We start from the raw sequence: 17700 nt of genomic DNA, 5'->3' as shown, positions 1-17700 counted from the left end.
TTAAAGATAAGATGCTACGTTTTGCCAAGGACCACCATTAATAACATCAATCCCATTTTCTTGTAATATATCTTTAGCTTTTTCGCTTCTGGCTCCACTTCTACAACATGTTATTATTGGTTTTTGTAGCGTTTTTATTTGTTCTATTTCTTCTTCTAAATCATCTAAAACAATATGCAAAGCATCCTTTACATGGCCTTCTAAATATTCAGCTTCTGTTCTAACATCTAAAATAACAGCACCTTTATCTATATATTTTTGTACGTCTTTAAATTCTACTATGTTACTCATATTCAATATTTTTAAGCGTTTAAAGCTTGATTTAAATCCTTTATAATATCTTGTTCATGTTCTAAACCAACCGAAATACGTACCAAACCACCTGTTATTCCTGCTTGCAATCTATCTTCTTCGGTTAATTTGGCATGTGTAGTCGATGCTGGATGGGTTACAATACTTCTGGTGTCTCCCAGATTTGCAGAAAGGGAAAGCAATTTTATATGGTTTAAAAAATGGCGTCCTGCATTTATGCCACCTTTAATTTCGAAGGCAACAACGTTTCCGCCGGCTTTCATTTGTTTTTTGGCTAATTCGTGTTGAGGATGCGATTTTAAAAAGGGATATTTTACCACATTTATTTTATCGTGACTTTCTAAAAATTCGGCTATTTTTAAAGCATTTTCGCAATGCCTGTCTACACGTACTGGCAATGTTTCTAAGCTTTTAGACAGTACCCAAGCATTAAATGGCGATAAGGCGGGACCTGTGTTTCGTGAGAATAGATAAATTTTGTATAATAAATCTGCTTGTCCAACAGTTACACCGCCAAGTACGCGGCCCTGACCATCTATTAATTTTGTGGCTGAATGAATTACTAAATGCGCCCCAAATTTAATAGGTTGCTGTAAATAAGGAGTTGCAAAACAATTATCAATAATTAAAAGCAGATTGTGTTTTTTTGCTATTTTTCCTAATAACTCTAAATCTAAAATATCTACTGCAGGATTTGTTGGGCTTTCAGCATATATTACCTTTGTATTAGGTTTTATAAGGCTTTCTATGGTTTCAATCTCATTAAAATTGAAAAAACTTGTGGTTATGTTCCATTTTGGAAAAATATTATTGAACATGGTTTGTGTGGAACCAAAGATGCTTTTAGACGATATTATATGATCTCCAGCTTTTAGCAATGCAGCAAATGTTGAAAACACAGCAGACATTCCTGATGCAAAAGCATAACCACTTGCTGCACCTTCCATTTTACAGATTTTATCTATAAACTCTGTGGTATTTGGGTTAGAATAGCGACTGTAAATATTACGATCTTTCTCATCTGCAAAAGAAGCACGCATGTCTTCAGCATCCTCAAAAATATAACTTGAAGTTAAGTATAATGGTGTAGAATGTTCTAAAAATTGAGAACGCTCTGTTTGGGTTCTTATGGCTTCGGTTTCAAAATGGTTCTTCATGTTTAAATCGCTTTTTTTAGGACATCATTGTTGGCATTATCTATTTTAAAAACAGGTGCTAATAATCTTGATAATTGCTCGAATTCTATTAAAAAAGCATCATGACCATGAATAGATTTTATTTCGCCAATGGTTACGTTTTCTTTATTCTGTTTTAACCTTATGTAGGTGTTCCAGTTTTCTTCTGCTTTGAAAAACAAATCTGAATTTATTGTTATGATATGAATATTAGATTTAATATTAGTAGCAATTTGGTCGAAATCGTCTTGATTGCCAGTGATATCTATTGTTTTAAGCACTTGATTCATCATTTTATAGGCTGAAAGCTGGAAGCGTTTATTCAATACTTTTCCATGATAATTCAACCAACTTTCTACATTATATAAATTCTCTTCTTTTTTAGTTCTTTTAAATTTATGAGCCAACGATTCTGGAGTACGGTATAATGTCATGGCATGCATTCTGGCATCCTCTAATGGTTTGCTTGAATTATTTAAAATAGCTTCTTGAATATGGCAATTAGCTATTAACCAATCTGTAGCTTTCCAATCGGTTGCAATAGGAATAATATGTTGAGCCAATTTTGGTTTTAAGGCTGCCATTTCCCAAGCAATTCCTCCTCCAACCGAGCCTCCAATAATAGCGAAAAGCACTTCAATTTTTAAATCCTCTAATCCTAAAGCAAATAATTTAGCAACATCCTTAGTGGTGTAATTTTTATAGTCCTCAATAAGGTGTTCTTTTTTATTGTCATAGCCATTCCCTGGGATATTGAATGCTAAAATGGTATACTGGAGCGTATCGATACACTTACTATCTCCAATTAAATCGGACCACCAACCCTCTGCACCAACTACATTAGAATTACCTGTTAATGCGTGATTTACCAGCACAATTGGAGCTGTATGCAGCGGTTTCCCAAAAACCTGGTAAGACAGTTTGATATTAACTGTCTTACCGTTTTTGAGATTATAATTAGAAATGCTTATATATTGTAAACCACTCATTTATTTAAGATTATGTTCTTTTCTACAAAAGGTTTAGGCGTTTATTGTTTGTTTAACAACTGCAAAGGCTTCCTTTAAATCGGCTTTTAAATCTTCTATATTTTCTATTCCAACAGACAGTCTAATCAAGTCTTTTGTCACACCTGTTGTTTCTTGTGCTTCATCACTTAATTGTTGATGTGTTGTGCTTGCCGGATGAATGATTAAGGATTTTGTATCGCCAATATTAGCTAATAATGAAAATAGTTTAGTGGTATCTGCTATCGTTTTAGCAGATTCGTAACCACCTTCTACACCAAAAGTTACAATACCACTTTGCCCTTGTGGTAAATATTTTTTAGCTAACACATTATATTTACTAGATTCTAAACCAGGGTAATTAACCCAAGTAACTTCAGGTTGTTGTTGTAACCATTTAGCCAATTCTAAAGCATTTTGAGAGTGTTTTAAAATTCGTAATTCTAAAGTTTCTAAACCTTGAATAATTTGAAATGCGTTAAACGGACTTAAAGCGCCTCCATAATCGCGTAATCCTTCAATTCTTATCTTTGCAATAAAAGCTGCTGGTCCAATAGCTTCGCTATAAACTAAACCATGATAACCTGCTGATGGCTCTGTAAATTCGGGGAATTTACCATTGGTCCAATCAAAGGTTCCTGCATCAACTATGATACCGCCAAGCGATGTTCCGTTACCATTAATATATTTTGTGAGTGAATGAATAACGATGTTTGCTCCATATTCTATAGGATTTAATAAGTATGGTGTTGCCACTGTATTATCCACAATTAATGGTACTTTATGTGCTTTTGCTTCTTTTGCAATAGCCTCAATATCCAACACATCCAATTTTGGATTACCTAAAGATTCTACAAAAATAGCACGCGTATTTTCCTGTGCTGCTTTACTAAAATTTTCTGCATTTGAAGGATCAACAAACGTTGTTGTAATACCGTGTCTTGGTAAGGTTACGCTTAATAAATTGTACGTTCCACCATACAAACTGCTGGACGCTACAATGTGATCGCCAGCCTTTAACAACGTTAACAGCGTGGTGCTTATGGCTGCTGTTCCAGACGCAGTTGCTACCGCTGCAATACCTCCCTCTAAAGCAGCAATACGCTGCTCTAAAATGTCGTTAGTAGGATTGTTTAATCTAGTGTAAATAAATCCTGGAACAGATAAGTTAAATCGTCCGGCTGCATCGTCTGAATCATCAAAGACATAAGCTGTAGATTGATAAATTGGCACTGCTCTGGTTCCTCCTGTTTTAGCCGTGTCATGTCCTGCGTGCAACGCTTGGGTTGCAAATTTTTGTGTACTCATTTTTCTAATTTTTTGAGTTAATAAATTAAACCAAAAGCCAAATAAGCTTGGTTAGAAGCATACCTAATAGAAAAATGTTATAAGAAAAATACATAATTACAGATGAGTAATTACGTGTTAGTTATCTATCCGAATTTGCGAAAAATGACTCGCGCTTTCAAGTAGAATTTAGCACCTTCTTAGTAAATCTAAGGGTTGCTAAGGTTTCAAAGGGTCTAATCCCTCCACCTTTCTTGATAACATTTCAATAAAGTTTTGAACTTTGTGAATACAAATATTGTGAAAAATAATTTACAGAACCAAATTATTTAGAAAAAATTTCATATAATTTCTTTTACCCACGTAAAAAAGCGAATAAAAAACTAAGTGCTCAACAACACTAATTCATCGCATGAAAAAATCTTTTCTTAAAAAAATCAAAAATGATTTTCTATCAATATAATTTTTATACTTTTGCTGAAATTATTTCGAGGACGGATTTGACTGATTGCAACCTCTATAAAAAATGCTAAAGGCAGTGTAAACTTCCTTCGACGCTCTCGTCAAATCCCTAATATTTTAAAATTAAAACTATGGCGTATTTATTTACATCAGAAAGTGTTTCTGAAGGACATCCAGATAAAGTAGCAGATCAAATTAGTGATGCATTAATCGATAACTTTTTAGCGTTCGACAGCGAATCTAAAGTAGCTTGCGAAACACTTGTTACTACAGGACAAGTTGTATTGGCTGGCGAAGTAAAATCTAACACGTATTTAGATGTACAAAAAATTGCAAGAGATACTATAAATAAAATTGGTTACACAAAAAGCGAGTACATGTTCGATGGTAATTCCTGTGGTGTTTTTAGCGCGATACACGAACAAAGTGACGACATTAATCGCGGTGTAGATCGAGCAACTAAAGAAGAACAAGGTGCTGGTGATCAAGGGATGATGTTTGGTTATGCTACAAACGAAACCGAAAACTATATGCCTTTGGCTTTAGATTTATCTCATAAAATTTTAATAGAATTAGCAACATTGCGTCGTGAAAGTAAAGACATTACTTATTTACGACCAGATTCTAAAAGCCAGGTAACGATAGAATACAGCGATGACAACATACCTCAACGAATTGATGCCATTGTAGTTTCTACTCAGCATGATGATTTTGATGCTAACGATGCTGTTATGTTAGAAAAAATTAGAAAAGATATTGTTGACATTTTAATACCTCGCGTCGTTAGCAAATTACCAGATGCTGTAAAAGACTTGTTTAATGATAATATTAAATACCATATAAATCCAACTGGAAAATTTGTTATTGGTGGACCACATGGAGATACTGGTTTAACAGGACGTAAAATTATTGTGGATACCTATGGTGGAAAAGGAGCTCATGGTGGTGGTGCGTTTTCTGGAAAAGATCCAAGCAAAGTTGACAGGAGTGCTGCTTATGCTACCAGACATATTGCAAAAAACTTAGTGGCCGCTGGTGTTTGCGAAGAAATTTTAGTACAAGTTTCTTATGCTATTGGCGTAGTAGAACCTATGGGTATTTTTGTAGATACTTATGGCACATGCCCTTTTAATTTAACAGATGGAGAAATTGCTGAAAAAGTTTCTAAAATTTTTGATATGCGTCCAGCTGCGATTGAGTCTCGTTTAAAATTACGTAATCCAATGTACAGCGAAACTGCTGCCTATGGACACATGGGAAGGCAAAACGAAACGGTTTCTAAAACATTTTCTCAACCAAATGGCGATGACATAACTTTAGATGTCGAGTTGTTTACTTGGGAAAAACTTGACTATGTAGACCAAGTAAAAGAAGCATTCGAAATAAATTAAAAATTATACAAATTGCTTGCGAAAATTATAAAGTATATTATATTTGCAAACGATTTTTGGGGAGATACTCAAGCGGCCAACGAGGGCAGACTGTAAATCTGCTGACTACGTCTTCGCAGGTTCGAATCCTGCTCTCCCCACATAAATAAAAAAAGCGAGCATAATGCTCGCTTTTTTTTTATGATCTTAACGTTATTTCTATAAACTGTAAATCACTCTAAATGTTAAGAATCGTGGTTGTATAAAATATTCTGTTGCGCTTACAGAAAAGGTTCCTGCATTGGTACTATTTTGAGATTTTGTATCTAATAGATTAGTTGCTTTAAGTTCGTATTCAAACTTACTATCTTCATTCTTTCTGTACGCCAAAGAGGCATTCCAAAATTCATAAGTATTTAAAGACCTGTTGTCGTTTCTAAAATCATTATATGTGTAATCCGTTTTAAAGGTAAACGTTTTCCAAATTAAGGCATCAAAACTAACAGAAGGTGAATGTGTAAAGAATTTTGATCTTGTTGCACCCTGATCGTTATCATTTATTGTATAACCATAACGAAAATCGAAATTTGGAGCCTCTCTAAAATTAGAATTAAAACCTAAGTTATACGTTTGCGAGTAGCTTTCGTTAGTAGATATTCTATTGTTTATTAATTGGTTAAATTTTGAATAGTTAAAGTTACCACGTATAGATGCTCTTAATTTACCAAATGAACGTTGAAACCTCCCAAAAGCTGTTACGCTCTCGTCTGCAAAATCTGAATTTATAGATGAACTTACGTTAACCACACTTCCTGGTTGAAAGGTTGACGCATTTCTTATTCCGTCTATATTTTTTGTGTAAGATACTCTTCCAAAAACATTAGTGTAATTGAACATATTAAAACTAAAATAATTTAAACTTACATTATGTGCCTTTGCACTTTCCAGATCAGGATTTCCAGAATACAATGAGTTATAATTATTTAGTACTAAACCTCTTGCAAAATTACTAACGTCTGTAAACGTGGTTTGCATACGATAGTTAAATTGAATATTCTCACTCTTTTTAAGTTGAATTACCATATTAAAATCTGGCAATAGTCTAAAAAAGTTATCTGTGACTTCTGTACCATACTGAAGGTTTTTAGAACTATAAGCATGTGCCGAAATTCCAGGCGTAATAGTAAAAATACCCGTTTTAAATCTATAGTGAGCTCCTAAGTAAACATCGCTAAAGTTATACGCTGTATCGTTAGTATCTAAACCATCGTTAATAATTGGCGTTGGGTTAAACAGTGAACCATTATCGAACAACTGAAAAATATTAGAATTAAAAGTTTGTCTACTCAGTATCGTCCCAAGTGTAAAATTGATATTACTCTTAGGTGTTAATACATTCCAATAATCTAATTTAGCATCTAATTGATTACTTTTTACACGTTTGTCTTGCCCTATATTATAATTGGATTGTGCATCGTCAAGGCCAATAGCATCAGCCGTCATGCCATAGTTGGTTTTATCTTCTAAAATGGCATTGTAAAATGGATCTTCATCTGCTATTTTATGTAGCCCTTCGAAAGCAAAAATATTATTTTCATCTAAAGTGTAATAATAATTTAAACTTTGGTTTAGAGTAAATGGTTTAGAACTTTCCACTTGATTAATATTCCCTATAACGGATGATAAAAAATTCTGGTTTTGTTCGTCGTTGGTAAGTTTTGCTAAAATATCGTAATCTAATTGATTACTGGTATTAGGTTTATATTTTGCACTAAATTTTAATAATGCAGCATCACTACTTTGTTTAGTATTACTCGCAGTAGTTTCGTCTGGGATATTTAATTCTTCATCTGTGTATTGAATGCTTTTATTTTCTTGCAGTTCAATTCTGCTACTTGTAAAAATTGCAAAACCACCAAGATCTAAAGCTTTGTTTGGTGACACATTAAAGTTAGCTGCACCAAATTTAGTATTAATGTCTTTAGCGCGATCGTTTTGAAGGTTAGAAAAGTTTAAGCCACCACTGCCAATATTAATATTGGTGCCACTTTGTTGGCTCGGTGCATTAAAACCACCACTAAAATTGAAGAAATCCCGACGGGAAAATGCCAATTCACCAATGTTATTTAAGTCTCCAATAAAATTGATGCTCTTCTTTGGGCTGTAATAGAATAATTTTGGTTGTGCAATATAAAGTGCTTCGTCTTCCGATGCGCCTCCACCTGCAGTAACAGTACCAAACCAAAAATTCTTTTTACCTTCTTTTAATTTAATATTAATGGCCACATTATCCTGATTATTTTGCACACCACTTAACTGCCCAACGTTCGAGAAATTTTTTAATACTTGAACTTTATCTACAGCATCTGCAGGAATATTTTTTGTGGCTAATTTTGAATCGCCATCAAAGAAATCTTTCCCTTCTACCATAAGTTTATTAACTACTTTACCTTCAACCTCAATTTGTCCATCGGTATTAATCTCGACTCCGGGAAGTTTTTTTAGCACATCTTCAAGCTTACGCTCTGTACCACTTTTAAATGAATCTGCATTGTAGACAATGGTATCTCCCTTAATAGTTACTGGCATTTCGTAAACCAGTTCAACCTCATCAAGACTATTATCCATAACAAGACTAAAATCTCTGTTTATGGTCTCTTCTTTAGTTGTTACTTCCTGCTCTGTGGTTGTAAAACCAATATAGCTAACTTGAATAGTATAAGTGGTATTCTTTCCTAAATTTAGTTTGTAACGTCCTGCATCGTTAGTTACAGCGTAAGATTCTAAGACTTTAGATTCTTTATTAATTGCCACCACATTAGCAAACTCTAAAGGTTCTCCATCACTGTCTTTTACTGTACCTTCAAATTTAACTTGGGCAAAAGTTGTGCTAACTACTACTAAAAGTAATAGTGTAAAAATATGTTTCATAATTAAGGTTGGTTATTTGTTTTTATGAATTTTGGTGCAGTTTATCTTCCGCGTCCACCACGATTTCTACCACCATACATTTCTCTCATTTCTTTCATTTTAGTTGTAACAATTTCGGTGTATTCTTCTCTTGTTACCTCTTTTCCTTTGGTAGGCTTTTTAATTTCTTGCTTATCTGCTGGATTCATTATAATTTTAGAACATAAAATAGTTGTTCTTCCAGAGTTAATTTCTAAAATTAGTCCTGGTAAACCCCAATAATCTGCCGGACCATTATTAACTGGAATTTGCATAGTATACCAAGCAACAACCTCCTCTTCTTCTGGAATTTCTATCTCGTCCATAATATTGGTTGTTTTCTCTTCGGTCGATGCTACAGCAGAAGTATCTTCAATTTTTTCGCCTTCTTTTTCCTCTTCTTTTCCAAAGGCACTTACTGTTCTATCCCCTTTTTCTTCTGCTTCGTCTTTCTTTTTATCTTTATCTCTATCTCTTCTTCGCATCTTGGTCCAATCGGTTTTATCTACGGCTTTAGTTGCTACAGCTTTCATGCACATATATTTACCTATTTGCTTGGTTTCACCCGTCATTTTCCACTCCAATTTTTCTAAGCTATCTTTTATTAGAAACTGCTTCCCCATAAATTCTTTATCTTCAAGAAGCACACCGTCTTTTAGATTTTTATACTGTGAGCCTCCACCCATTCCCATGCTTCGCATCATGCCTCCACCAGATCCTGGCGCTTCCAGCTTTTCATCTTCTTTGTACATAGATTCAGACTTATTGAAGGTAAGAATGAATGTTTTTTCTAGCATATTCTTCATCCGTTCCATAATCATTTTTTTACGCTCTGGACTCATTTCTCGTCCTCCCCAACCGTCCATATCAACAGTTGTTTTAGACATGTAAGTGGCTTCACCTTGAAAATCGTCTTGCGCAAAAGTTAACGATGCTATGCTTAAAGTAATACAGGTTAATAGTGCTTTTAGTTTCATAATATTTTTATCTTATTTTTTCGTGAAAATACAGTTAATAGTTGTAAGACGACCAAACGCCATAAATGTTTAATATATTTATGTTAAATATTTCACAAAAAAAACCACAGCTTATCCTCCTATTGTGATTATTTGGCTATTTCCGTCTTTATCTCGAGATCTAAAATTTTCAAATGTTTCTTCTGTTTTCTTTTTTAAAATTTCCTCGAACTTTTCTTGATTTACTACTTTCCCTCTCTTAGGCTCATTAATCTCTATTTTATCCTTTGGGTTTAGTACAATTTTAGAACACATTAAAGATAATTCTCCATCATTAACCTCTAATATTAAACCTGGAAGTCCATAAAATTCTGATGGCCCATTGCTAGCCGGGATTTCCAATGTGTACCAGGCTACGGTTTCTCTTTCTTTCTCTATGGTTTGTATATTTCCATCCTCTCCAATAGTTTGCGTTTTGTAGGAATCTTTAAAAACAGCTTTTCTGCAAGTATAATCGCCAATATTTTTGATGTCGCTTAAAAGCTCCCATTTTCTAGTCTTTAAGCTATCTTTAATTAAGAATTGTTTACCAAAAATTTCCGTGGCATTGGTGTAGCGATTTTCTTTTAAATTTTTATATACCACATCATTACCGTCAGACACAGTTATACTTATTCCAGAATTACTTGGAGCAGGTGGTGCCAAGCTTTCGTTTTGTTTATAAATGGATTCTTCTTTAGTAAAGGTTAAGGTATATTCTTTCTGAAATTGTTTAGCTAACTGTGCTTTGAGCTTTTTGTGCATTTCAGAATTCTCATCTACACCATCCATTTTTAAGTCCATTTTTCTATGCGATTTATATGTAGCAATACCTTGAAAGTCTTGAGCAAAAAGTAGTACTGTAAAGAATAATGTAATAATAAGTGTTAATCGTCTCATCTTGTTTTTGTTTTTAATTTGAATTAATTGTTACACAAATATGAAAATGAATTTAAAGTTTTATAGTTAACGAGTGTTAACGTCTGTTAAGCAATTGGTTTACTATCTATTAATCTGCTACTTTTGAAACATGAATACTTCAAAACTACGTTCAATTTTATATTTCATAGTATTTGTTATAGTGAGTACTATTGCTATTCAAGTGTATTGGAATTATAAAAATTACCAAACTAACAAACAGCAACTTATTAATGATGTACAAGTAAGTTTAGATAACGCAGTTGACACTTACTATGAAGGTTTAGCTCAGAAAAATACTAAAGGTTTTCTTTTAAATTCTACAAAACATAATCATAATATTAATGCAAAAAAAGGGCTTACAACCATTATAACTGATACAGATTTTAAAAATTTAGATTCTATAAATAGTGACATAATAAATAAAATTTCAATTTTTAAAGGTGAACGTGCAGATTCTCTATTTACTTCGATGCATGATAATCTTTCTAGAGCAACACAATGGGAAATAGAAAACGACAGTTTAAGAGAGTCTTCGATAGCAACATTAACCTCAAAAGTTTTTATTTCAATAACTAACGACTCTTTAAGATTAAAAGCTATAGACTCTTTAGTGGATATAGAATTAAACAGAAAATTTTTAAATTTAGATTATGGCATTACTTTTAAGGAGGTTGGCAAAGATCTCCAGGTTTACAAAGCCCCTGATGAGTTAAAAAACGGACTAACAACGGCTTCTAAATCTACTTTTTTACCTCAAGAAAGCGTGTTAAGCATTTATTTTAAAAATGAAATCAAAGTGATTTTAAAACGTATCTTTGGTGGTATCTTAATTTCTTCTTTATTAGTATTAGCTGTTATTACATGTTTATTTTATTTGCTAAAAATAATTAATAAACAAAAGCAATTAGCCGAAGTTAAAAACGATTTAATAAATAACATTACACATGAATTTAAAACACCAATTGCCACTATTGGTGTTGCTTTAGAGAGTATTAAAGACTTTAATGTTTTAGACGATAAAGTAAAAACAAAAAAATACCTAAACCTTTCTACCACACAACTCACCAAGTTAAATATAATGGTAGAAAAACTTTTAGAAACGGCAACATTAGACAGTGAAAATTTAAAATTAAACAAACAACCAATAGATTTGGCGCTAATGGTTTCTAACATTGTTGAAAAAAGCAAAATTCATACAGGTGATAAATCGCTAAAATTTAATGATTCTACGAAAGCAATAATCGCTAATATCGATATTTTTCACTTCGAAAATGCCATAAACAACATTATTGATAATGCTATTAAATATGGAGGCCATGCCATTTCGGTTTCAATTAAAAAAAAGAACAAGCATATAGAACTGCTAATTTCAGATAATGGAAAAAAATTAAATAAGCAACAAGCCTTGCAGATTTTCGATAAATTTTACCGTGTTCCCAAAGGCAACACACATGATGTAAAAGGATATGGTATTGGTTTATATTACACAAAAAAAATTATTGAAAAACACAATGGCAGCATTAGTGTGTCTATAAACAATGGTACTGCTTTTAAAATAATGATTCCTCATGAGTGATAAAACAACCATTCTTTTAGCAGAAGACGAGCCTGCATTGGGACAAATAATTAAGGAGAGTTTAGAAACCAGAAACTTTAATGTGCTTTTATGCGAAAATGGAGATATTGCCCTTAAAACCTATAACGATTTTGCTCCAAAATTATTAATTTTAGATGTAATGATGCCCAAAAAAGATGGTTTCACTTTAGCAAAAGAGATTAGAGAAACTAATGGCGAAATTCCTATTATATTTCTTACAGCAAAATCGCAAACTCAAGATGTGGTAGAAGGTTTTCATATTGGCGGGAATGATTATCTAAAAAAACCGTTTAGTATTGAAGAGCTTATTGTACGTATTCAAAATTTATTGCAAAGAAGCGCAACACAAAAAGCTTCAGAAACAATTAGCATCTCTAACTATACTTTTAACTTCCCAAAACAACTACTTCAATTTAAAAATGAAACACCTAAGCCATTAACACATAGAGAAGCGCATTTATTATTTCATTTAGCTAAAAATAGAAATCAATTGTTAGACCGATCAATAATTCTAAACAAACTCTGGGGAAACGACGATTTTTTTAACGGTAGAAGCATGGATGTTTTTATAACCAAATTGCGTAAAAAATTAAAGCAAGATGAGACAATTAAGATTATAAATGTTCGCGGTTATGGTTATAAATTAATATGTTAACTAATATATTATTCATTGTTTTAACGTATTATTTAAATACACTTTTTTTCAACCTCTAAAGTGGTTCAATTTTTGTACTTTTCAAGCTACAATGAAATATCTACGTTACATTTTTGTACTACTTACTTTTTCTGCTTTTGCACAGGAAAAAATTAAAACGGAATTACTGAGCAAAGCTCCCGTTAAAGCAGACTCTATTATAGGTGTGGATAATTTTGGAACCATCTTTTACACCTTACACAATGCGCTTATTAAAAATAAAGAAGGTGACATTTTAAAATACAGTAATCTACAACTGGGTGAGATTTCCTCGTCTAATACATTCAATCCGTTAAAAATAAACATATTCTACAAAGCGTTTAATACCGTTACCATCTTAGATAATCGATTAGCAGAAATCTATAAAATAGACTTTAACGAAACAAAGCCTTATAAAAATGTTACTCATGTTTCTACAGGTAGCGATAGTACAATCTGGATTTTTAATCAAGATGAGATGCAGTTGGAGTTATACGATTATAAAAACCATACCATTCGTGCCAAAACCTTACCAGTAGCAAGTACTGTTTTAGATTTGGTTAGCAACTACAACTCCTGCTGGCTACTTACCAAAAACTTTATATACAAATACAATTATTTTGGCTCTTTGGTGACTAAAATTCCAAATACAGGGTTTATCAACCTAAAAGAGAGTAATGAAAATATTATTTTTAAAAAAGAAAACTCACTCTTTTACCTTGCAAAAAACACCGAAATAATTAGGCCTCTTGACATTACAAATTTGTTAATAAGTCAGTTTTTTGTAACCAACGAAATCCTTTATATTTACACCGATAAAGTGCTTTATCAATACCAACTAAAATTAAAATAATATGCACGTTGCCATTGCCGGAAACATTGGAGCTGGAAAAACTACGCTCACCAAATTATTAGCCAAACATTATAAATGGGAGGCGCAATTAGAAGACGTAGTAGACAATCCTTACCTTGATGATTTCTACAATCAAATGGAGCGTTGGAGTTTTAATTTGCAGGTGTATTTTTTAAATAGTCGCTTTCGTCAAGTTTCCCAAATTCGTAATAGTGGAAAAGACATCATTCAAGACAGAACCATATACGAAGATGCCCACATATTTGCGCCCAACTTACATGCTATGGGCTTAATGACTAATCGTGACTTTGAAAACTACTCGTCACTTTTTGAGTTAATGGAGAGCTTTGTACAAGGCCCAGACTTATTAATTTATTTACGCAGTTCTATCTCTAATCTGGTAGCTCAAATTCACAAACGTGGTCGTGATTATGAAAACTCGATTAGTATAGATTATCTAAGCAGATTAAACGAACGTTACGAGGCTTGGATAACTGGTTACAACAAGGGTAAATTATTAATTATAGATGTCGATAATCTCGATTTTGTTGATAACCCTGAGGATTTAGGGCTTATTCTTAATAAAATAGATGCCGAAATTAACGGTCTATTTTAACCTTAACATTTTTTTCTTATATAATTTAAATTGGAAAGTCTTATTTTGTAAAAAATAATTTATGGCTTCACTTTACAATTCTAAATATTACCATCGTGATTTATCTTGGCTTCGTTTTAATCATCGCGTATTACAAGAAGCTCAAGACAACAGAAACCCTTTATACGAGCGTATAAAGTTTCTTGCTATTTTCTCATCGAATTTAGACGAATTTTTTAAAGTTCGCGTGTCTGACATTAGACAGATAAAAGATTTAGAGAAACCATTACGTAAAAAACTAATTACTAAACCTAATAAGGTTTTAAAAGAAATTAGAAAGCAGGTACATCTACAACAACAAGCATTTGGAGAAGTATTTGTAGGCGAAATTATTCCGGCTTTGCAACAAGAAAATATATATTTAATCAATTCGGAAGAATTTTCGGAAGCACAAAAAGACATTGCAAAAACCTATTTTGAAAAACACATTAAAAGTAAATTAAAATCTGAAACACATAATGTAGCCGATAAAAATTCAGTTTTTGTAGAAAATGAAGCCCTCTACCTTACTACGTTATTAGATAATAATACTTTCGAAATAGTCCATATTCCTGACGATGAAAAACGCTTTTTTGTTTTTCCTGCTGCAAACGGAAAACATTATATCACTTTTATTGATGATATTTTAAAATATAATTTAACGCTACAACATAACAATTCAGACTTAAAATATTACGAATTAAAACTCTCTCGCGATGCCGAATTATATATAGAAGATGAATTTTCGGGCGATTTAATGCAGAAAATCAAAGAGTCTTTACCAAAACGAAAAACGGGTCAAGCCACAAGAATTTTAATAGATTCCAATATGCCAAAAGCGCTACAAAGCGTTATTAAAGATGCATTGGATGTTACAAATGCAGACATTATTTTAGGTGGAGCCTATCATAATTTTAAAGATTTTTTTGGTTTTCCTAATCCAACAGATAAAAAGCTAACCAACAAAACATTAGTACCAAAACCTCATCCATTATTAAGCGAATACGACTCTATATTTAAGGCTATAGAAGCTAAAGACCAATTAGTCCATTACCCTTATCAATCTTTTGAACCTGTTATTAAATTACTTGAGGAAGCTGCCAGCGACCCAAAAGTAACGACCATTAAAATGACTTTATATCGCGTAGCAAAAAAATCGAGACTAAACGATGCCATCGCTAATGCTGCAAAAAACGGTAAAAAAGTAACCGTTTTTATTGAAGCTAAGGCGCGTTTTGATGAAGAAAACAACCTTAAATGGGGAAAGATATTCAAGGAAAATGGAGCGAATGTTATTTACAGCTATCCAGGTATAAAAGTACACTCAAAAATACTGTATATTGAAAGGGAAACGGAAGAATCAAGCATTCGCTATGGTTACATAGGCACTGGAAATTTTAACGAAAATACTGCCAAACTATATACCGATTTTGGTTTAATGACCACTAATAAAAAAATTACTAAAGAACTTAATCGTGTGTTTTTGGTACTTGAAGGCGTGTTAATTGTGCCTAAGGCAAAAAAATTACTAATATCTCCATTTACTTCAAGACATAAATTCTCGGCCATGGTGGAACGAGAAATCGCTTTATCACATGCAGGAAAAGAAGGCTCTATAATTTTAAAAATGAATAGCCTCGAGGACAAACAAATGATTAAACTACTTTACAAAGCAAGTAATGCAGGAGTCAAAATTCGTTTGCTTATTAGAGGAATGTGCAGCTTAATTCCGGGCATTAAAAATCAAAGTGAAAATATTACCGTTACAAGTATTATAGACCGGTTTTTAGAACACGGTCGCGTGTATTTATTTGGAAACGATGGTGACGAAAAACTCTATATTGGTTCGGCAGATTGGATGACGCGTAATTTAACTCACAGAATAGAAGTTATTGCTCCTGTGCTTGATCCTGATAACTTTAAAATTGTTAAAGATATTTTAGAGTTACAGTTAGCAGATAATGTAAAAGCCAGAATTATCGATGCTGAGCAAAAAAATGAATATATTACTAACAATAAAAAACCGCTACAGTCTCAATTAGCAACTTACGAGTTTTTTAAATAATTACCTATGGAAAACAAAAAATTATTATCTATAGGCTTTATAGTTGCCGGACTTTCTAACATCATTGCAGTACCAATATTTTCGAAATTATTTACTAACGAAGTGGTTAATACTACGCAACCAAATGTGATGTCAAATTTTGGTTTGGTAATGATTATGGTTTGGGGCTTAGCATACATTGCAGTTAATAAAAATTTCGAGCAGATAAAGTGGCTGGTGGCTGTTTTTGCTGTCGAGAAAATAATTTACGCATACGTCTGGTTCCAATGGTTATTAAAACACGAATTAAGTACTGTTTACCAACAAGATAACTTTGCCGGTGTATTTTACACTATTTACGGTGTTAACGATTTCTTGTTCTTTTGTTTCTTCACCTATGTTTTCTATAAAATAGTTAAGCTATAAATCCGTTTTTTCGAGCATGTTCAATAGCTTGTTTGCTACTTTCAACCAATAACGTTGGTGTAGTTTTATAGTTTTCAAGCAATCCTTTTACGCGTAGCATTCTCTTTTTGTGTTTAACACTACGTAAATAAATGGCTTTAATACGATCTGGAAATGCCTCGGCAATTTCGATATAAATATCCGGATCGTGTTCACCACTATCACCAATTAAAATAAATGGTAAATGCGGATATGTTTTTAATAAATTTAAAATTTCCTTTTGCTTTTGAGGTTTTTCGTCTGGTGTTTTCTTTTTTAAAAAATTACCCAAACTGCGTAATAGAATTGGTCCTTTAGGGAAGTTGTTTTGTTTTAAAAATAATTCTAAGTAACGATATAAATTCCAAGGACTATGACTTACATAAAATATAGGGTTTGCGTTTTCAGCAGATGCACCACGATGTAACATATGGTAAAACTCTGCAGCACCTTCCAGAGGAAGCCGGCTTTTAGCATTTTTAAAAATTGAATTATATATCACACGCCATTTTAGAGTAGACACAACTCCTGTATGTAAAATGGTATCGTCTATATCACTTGCTACACCAAATTGCGCCGTATCTGAGGGGATAAGTAATTCGCCTGGAAATCTGTTTTCATTAGTGATTTTTCTTTCTACGTTTACATCGTCGTAAGATAACTCAAAAGGCAACCAACCTTCTTCGTTGCTTAATAATCTTAAATCCTGTAAATTTTCTTCAATCTTAAAATAGCCATCATTATCTGTTGTAGCTTTTAAAAATGTGTTATTTGGTAATTTAATTTTTACGCCAACATTTGCAATTTCGTCTGTGTCAAGACGTTTCCATGCGTTTATTGCTAAGTGTAAGATTTTTTGAGATTCTAAATCTATAGATTCATCTTCAAGCGCTCTTCCTCTGGCATAAAAATGTGTGTTGGTTCCGTAGCTTTGAAAAGCAATAATTTGTAAAGGATCTTTTTTAAACACTATAAAT

Annotated in this window: 15 protein-coding genes, 1 tRNA gene and 1 riboswitch; of the genes, 8 read left to right on the top strand and 8 right to left on the bottom strand. The window is 32.7% G+C overall.

Translation table 11 applies throughout. From position 1 onward, the window contains the following. The 4 genes from ACVC43_RS04185 to ACVC43_RS04170 are packed head-to-tail and all read right to left on the bottom strand — an operon-like array spanning nt 1 to nt 3802. Nucleotides 1-291: a rhodanese-like domain-containing protein gene (locus ACVC43_RS04185; protein WP_452223315.1), complete on the bottom strand. Its 291-nt coding sequence runs from the start codon at nt 289-291 to the stop codon at nt 1-3. Nucleotides 292-302: 11 nt separating this feature from the next. Beyond that, a complete protein-coding gene (locus tag ACVC43_RS04180; protein ID WP_452223314.1) occupies nt 303-1469 on the bottom strand; it encodes a trans-sulfuration enzyme family protein in 1167 nt (388 codons plus the stop codon). A gap of 2 nt (nt 1470-1471) precedes the next feature. Beyond that, nucleotides 1472-2476, bottom strand: a complete 1005-nt coding sequence (locus ACVC43_RS04175) for an alpha/beta fold hydrolase (RefSeq protein WP_452223313.1) — start codon at nt 2474-2476, stop codon at nt 1472-1474. 33 nt (nt 2477-2509) lie between these two features. Next, a complete protein-coding gene (locus tag ACVC43_RS04170; protein ID WP_452223312.1) occupies nt 2510-3802 on the bottom strand; it encodes an O-acetylhomoserine aminocarboxypropyltransferase/cysteine synthase family protein in 1293 nt (430 codons plus the stop codon). Between the two features lie 118 nt (nt 3803-3920). Further along, nucleotides 3921-4045: riboswitch (SAM riboswitch) on the bottom strand. Between the two features lie 329 nt (nt 4046-4374). On the opposite strand from ACVC43_RS04170, the gene metK reads away from it, so the two are divergent. Both metK and ACVC43_RS04160 read left to right on the top strand, forming a co-directional pair. Then, entirely contained in the window at nt 4375-5634 is a 1260-nt protein-coding gene (metK, locus tag ACVC43_RS04165; RefSeq protein WP_452223311.1) for a methionine adenosyltransferase, read from the top strand. Nucleotides 5635-5692: 58 nt separating this feature from the next. Beyond that, a tRNA-Tyr gene (locus tag ACVC43_RS04160) sits at nt 5693-5774 on the top strand. Nucleotides 5775-5832: 58 nt separating this feature from the next. Here the strand turns inward: ACVC43_RS04160 and ACVC43_RS04155 are convergent. From ACVC43_RS04155 to ACVC43_RS04145, 3 genes are all read right to left on the bottom strand, one after another. After that, nucleotides 5833-8544, bottom strand: coding sequence for a carboxypeptidase regulatory-like domain-containing protein (locus ACVC43_RS04155; protein WP_452223310.1), 2712 nt, complete (start codon nt 8542-8544; stop codon nt 5833-5835). Nucleotides 8545-8585: 41 nt separating this feature from the next. After that, nucleotides 8586-9539 (bottom strand): GLPGLI family protein, encoded by a 954-nt coding sequence (locus ACVC43_RS04150; RefSeq protein WP_452223309.1) that lies wholly within the window; start codon nt 9537-9539, stop codon nt 8586-8588. Nucleotides 9540-9650: 111 nt separating this feature from the next. Next, entirely contained in the window at nt 9651-10457 is an 807-nt protein-coding gene (locus ACVC43_RS04145; RefSeq protein ID WP_452223308.1) for a GLPGLI family protein, read from the bottom strand. Between the two features lie 130 nt (nt 10458-10587). Between ACVC43_RS04145 and ACVC43_RS04140 the strand changes: the two genes are divergently transcribed. The 6 genes from ACVC43_RS04140 to ACVC43_RS04115 all read left to right on the top strand — a co-directional run bounded on the left by ACVC43_RS04140 (nt 10588) and on the right by ACVC43_RS04115 (nt 16705). Next, nucleotides 10588-12054, top strand: coding sequence for a sensor histidine kinase (locus tag ACVC43_RS04140; RefSeq protein ID WP_452223307.1), 1467 nt, complete (start codon nt 10588-10590; stop codon nt 12052-12054). Further along, nucleotides 12047-12730 carry a response regulator transcription factor gene (locus ACVC43_RS04135; protein ID WP_452223306.1) on the top strand — a complete coding sequence of 228 codons (684 nt, stop codon included), beginning with the start codon at nt 12047-12049 and terminating at the stop codon, nt 12728-12730. Before ACVC43_RS04140 ends, ACVC43_RS04135 begins: the two co-directional genes overlap by 8 nt. A gap of 91 nt (nt 12731-12821) precedes the next feature. Continuing rightward, nucleotides 12822-13601, top strand: coding sequence for a hypothetical protein (locus ACVC43_RS04130; RefSeq protein ID WP_452223305.1), 780 nt, complete (start codon nt 12822-12824; stop codon nt 13599-13601). 1 nt (nt 13602) lies between these two features. Further along, a complete protein-coding gene (locus tag ACVC43_RS04125) occupies nt 13603-14217 on the top strand; it encodes a deoxynucleoside kinase (protein WP_452223304.1) in 615 nt (204 codons plus the stop codon). A 61-nt stretch (nt 14218-14278) separates the two neighbouring features. Then, complete coding sequence (gene ppk1, locus ACVC43_RS04120; RefSeq protein ID WP_452223303.1) at nt 14279-16300, top strand: polyphosphate kinase 1; 2022 nt, start codon at nt 14279-14281, stop codon at nt 16298-16300. 6 nt (nt 16301-16306) lie between these two features. Further along, nucleotides 16307-16705, top strand: coding sequence for a hypothetical protein (locus ACVC43_RS04115; protein ID WP_452223302.1), 399 nt, complete (start codon nt 16307-16309; stop codon nt 16703-16705). On the opposite strand, the gene ACVC43_RS04110 is transcribed toward ACVC43_RS04115, so the two are convergent. Continuing rightward, the gene (locus tag ACVC43_RS04110) at nt 16695-17693 is read right to left on the bottom strand and encodes an App1 family protein (protein WP_452223301.1); all 999 of its coding nucleotides are present in this window, start codon (nt 17691-17693) and stop codon (nt 16695-16697) included. The genes ACVC43_RS04115 and ACVC43_RS04110 overlap by 11 nt on opposite strands. Between the last annotated feature and the right edge of the window lie 7 nt (nt 17694-17700).

This window comes from Lacinutrix chionoecetis, from assembly GCF_053604665.1.
The sequence above is the reverse complement of the archived record's forward strand: the minus strand, read 5'-3'. Positions and strand labels throughout refer to the sequence as shown.

Coding starts and splice junctions, on each gene's coding strand:
- ACVC43_RS04170 (WP_452223312.1), bottom strand. CDS start 3,802: ATGAGTACACAAAAATTTGCAACCCAAGCGTTGCACGCAGGACATGAC.
- ACVC43_RS04125 (WP_452223304.1), top strand. CDS start 13,603: ATGCACGTTGCCATTGCCGGAAACATTGGAGCTGGAAAAACTACGCTC.
- ACVC43_RS04135 (WP_452223306.1), top strand. CDS start 12,047: ATGAGTGATAAAACAACCATTCTTTTAGCAGAAGACGAGCCTGCATTG.
- ACVC43_RS04140 (WP_452223307.1), top strand. CDS start 10,588: ATGAATACTTCAAAACTACGTTCAATTTTATATTTCATAGTATTTGTT.
- ACVC43_RS04180 (WP_452223314.1), bottom strand. CDS start 1,469: ATGAAGAACCATTTTGAAACCGAAGCCATAAGAACCCAAACAGAGCGT.
- metK (WP_452223311.1), top strand. CDS start 4,375: ATGGCGTATTTATTTACATCAGAAAGTGTTTCTGAAGGACATCCAGAT.
- ppk1 (WP_452223303.1), top strand. CDS start 14,279: ATGGCTTCACTTTACAATTCTAAATATTACCATCGTGATTTATCTTGG.
- ACVC43_RS04130 (WP_452223305.1), top strand. CDS start 12,822: ATGAAATATCTACGTTACATTTTTGTACTACTTACTTTTTCTGCTTTT.
- ACVC43_RS04185 (WP_452223315.1), bottom strand. CDS start 291: ATGAGTAACATAGTAGAATTTAAAGACGTACAAAAATATATAGATAAA.
- ACVC43_RS04145 (WP_452223308.1), bottom strand. CDS start 10,457: ATGAGACGATTAACACTTATTATTACATTATTCTTTACAGTACTACTT.
- ACVC43_RS04155 (WP_452223310.1), bottom strand. CDS start 8,544: ATGAAACATATTTTTACACTATTACTTTTAGTAGTAGTTAGCACAACT.
- ACVC43_RS04175 (WP_452223313.1), bottom strand. CDS start 2,476: ATGAGTGGTTTACAATATATAAGCATTTCTAATTATAATCTCAAAAAC.
- ACVC43_RS04115 (WP_452223302.1), top strand. CDS start 16,307: ATGGAAAACAAAAAATTATTATCTATAGGCTTTATAGTTGCCGGACTT.
- ACVC43_RS04150 (WP_452223309.1), bottom strand. CDS start 9,539: ATGAAACTAAAAGCACTATTAACCTGTATTACTTTAAGCATAGCATCG.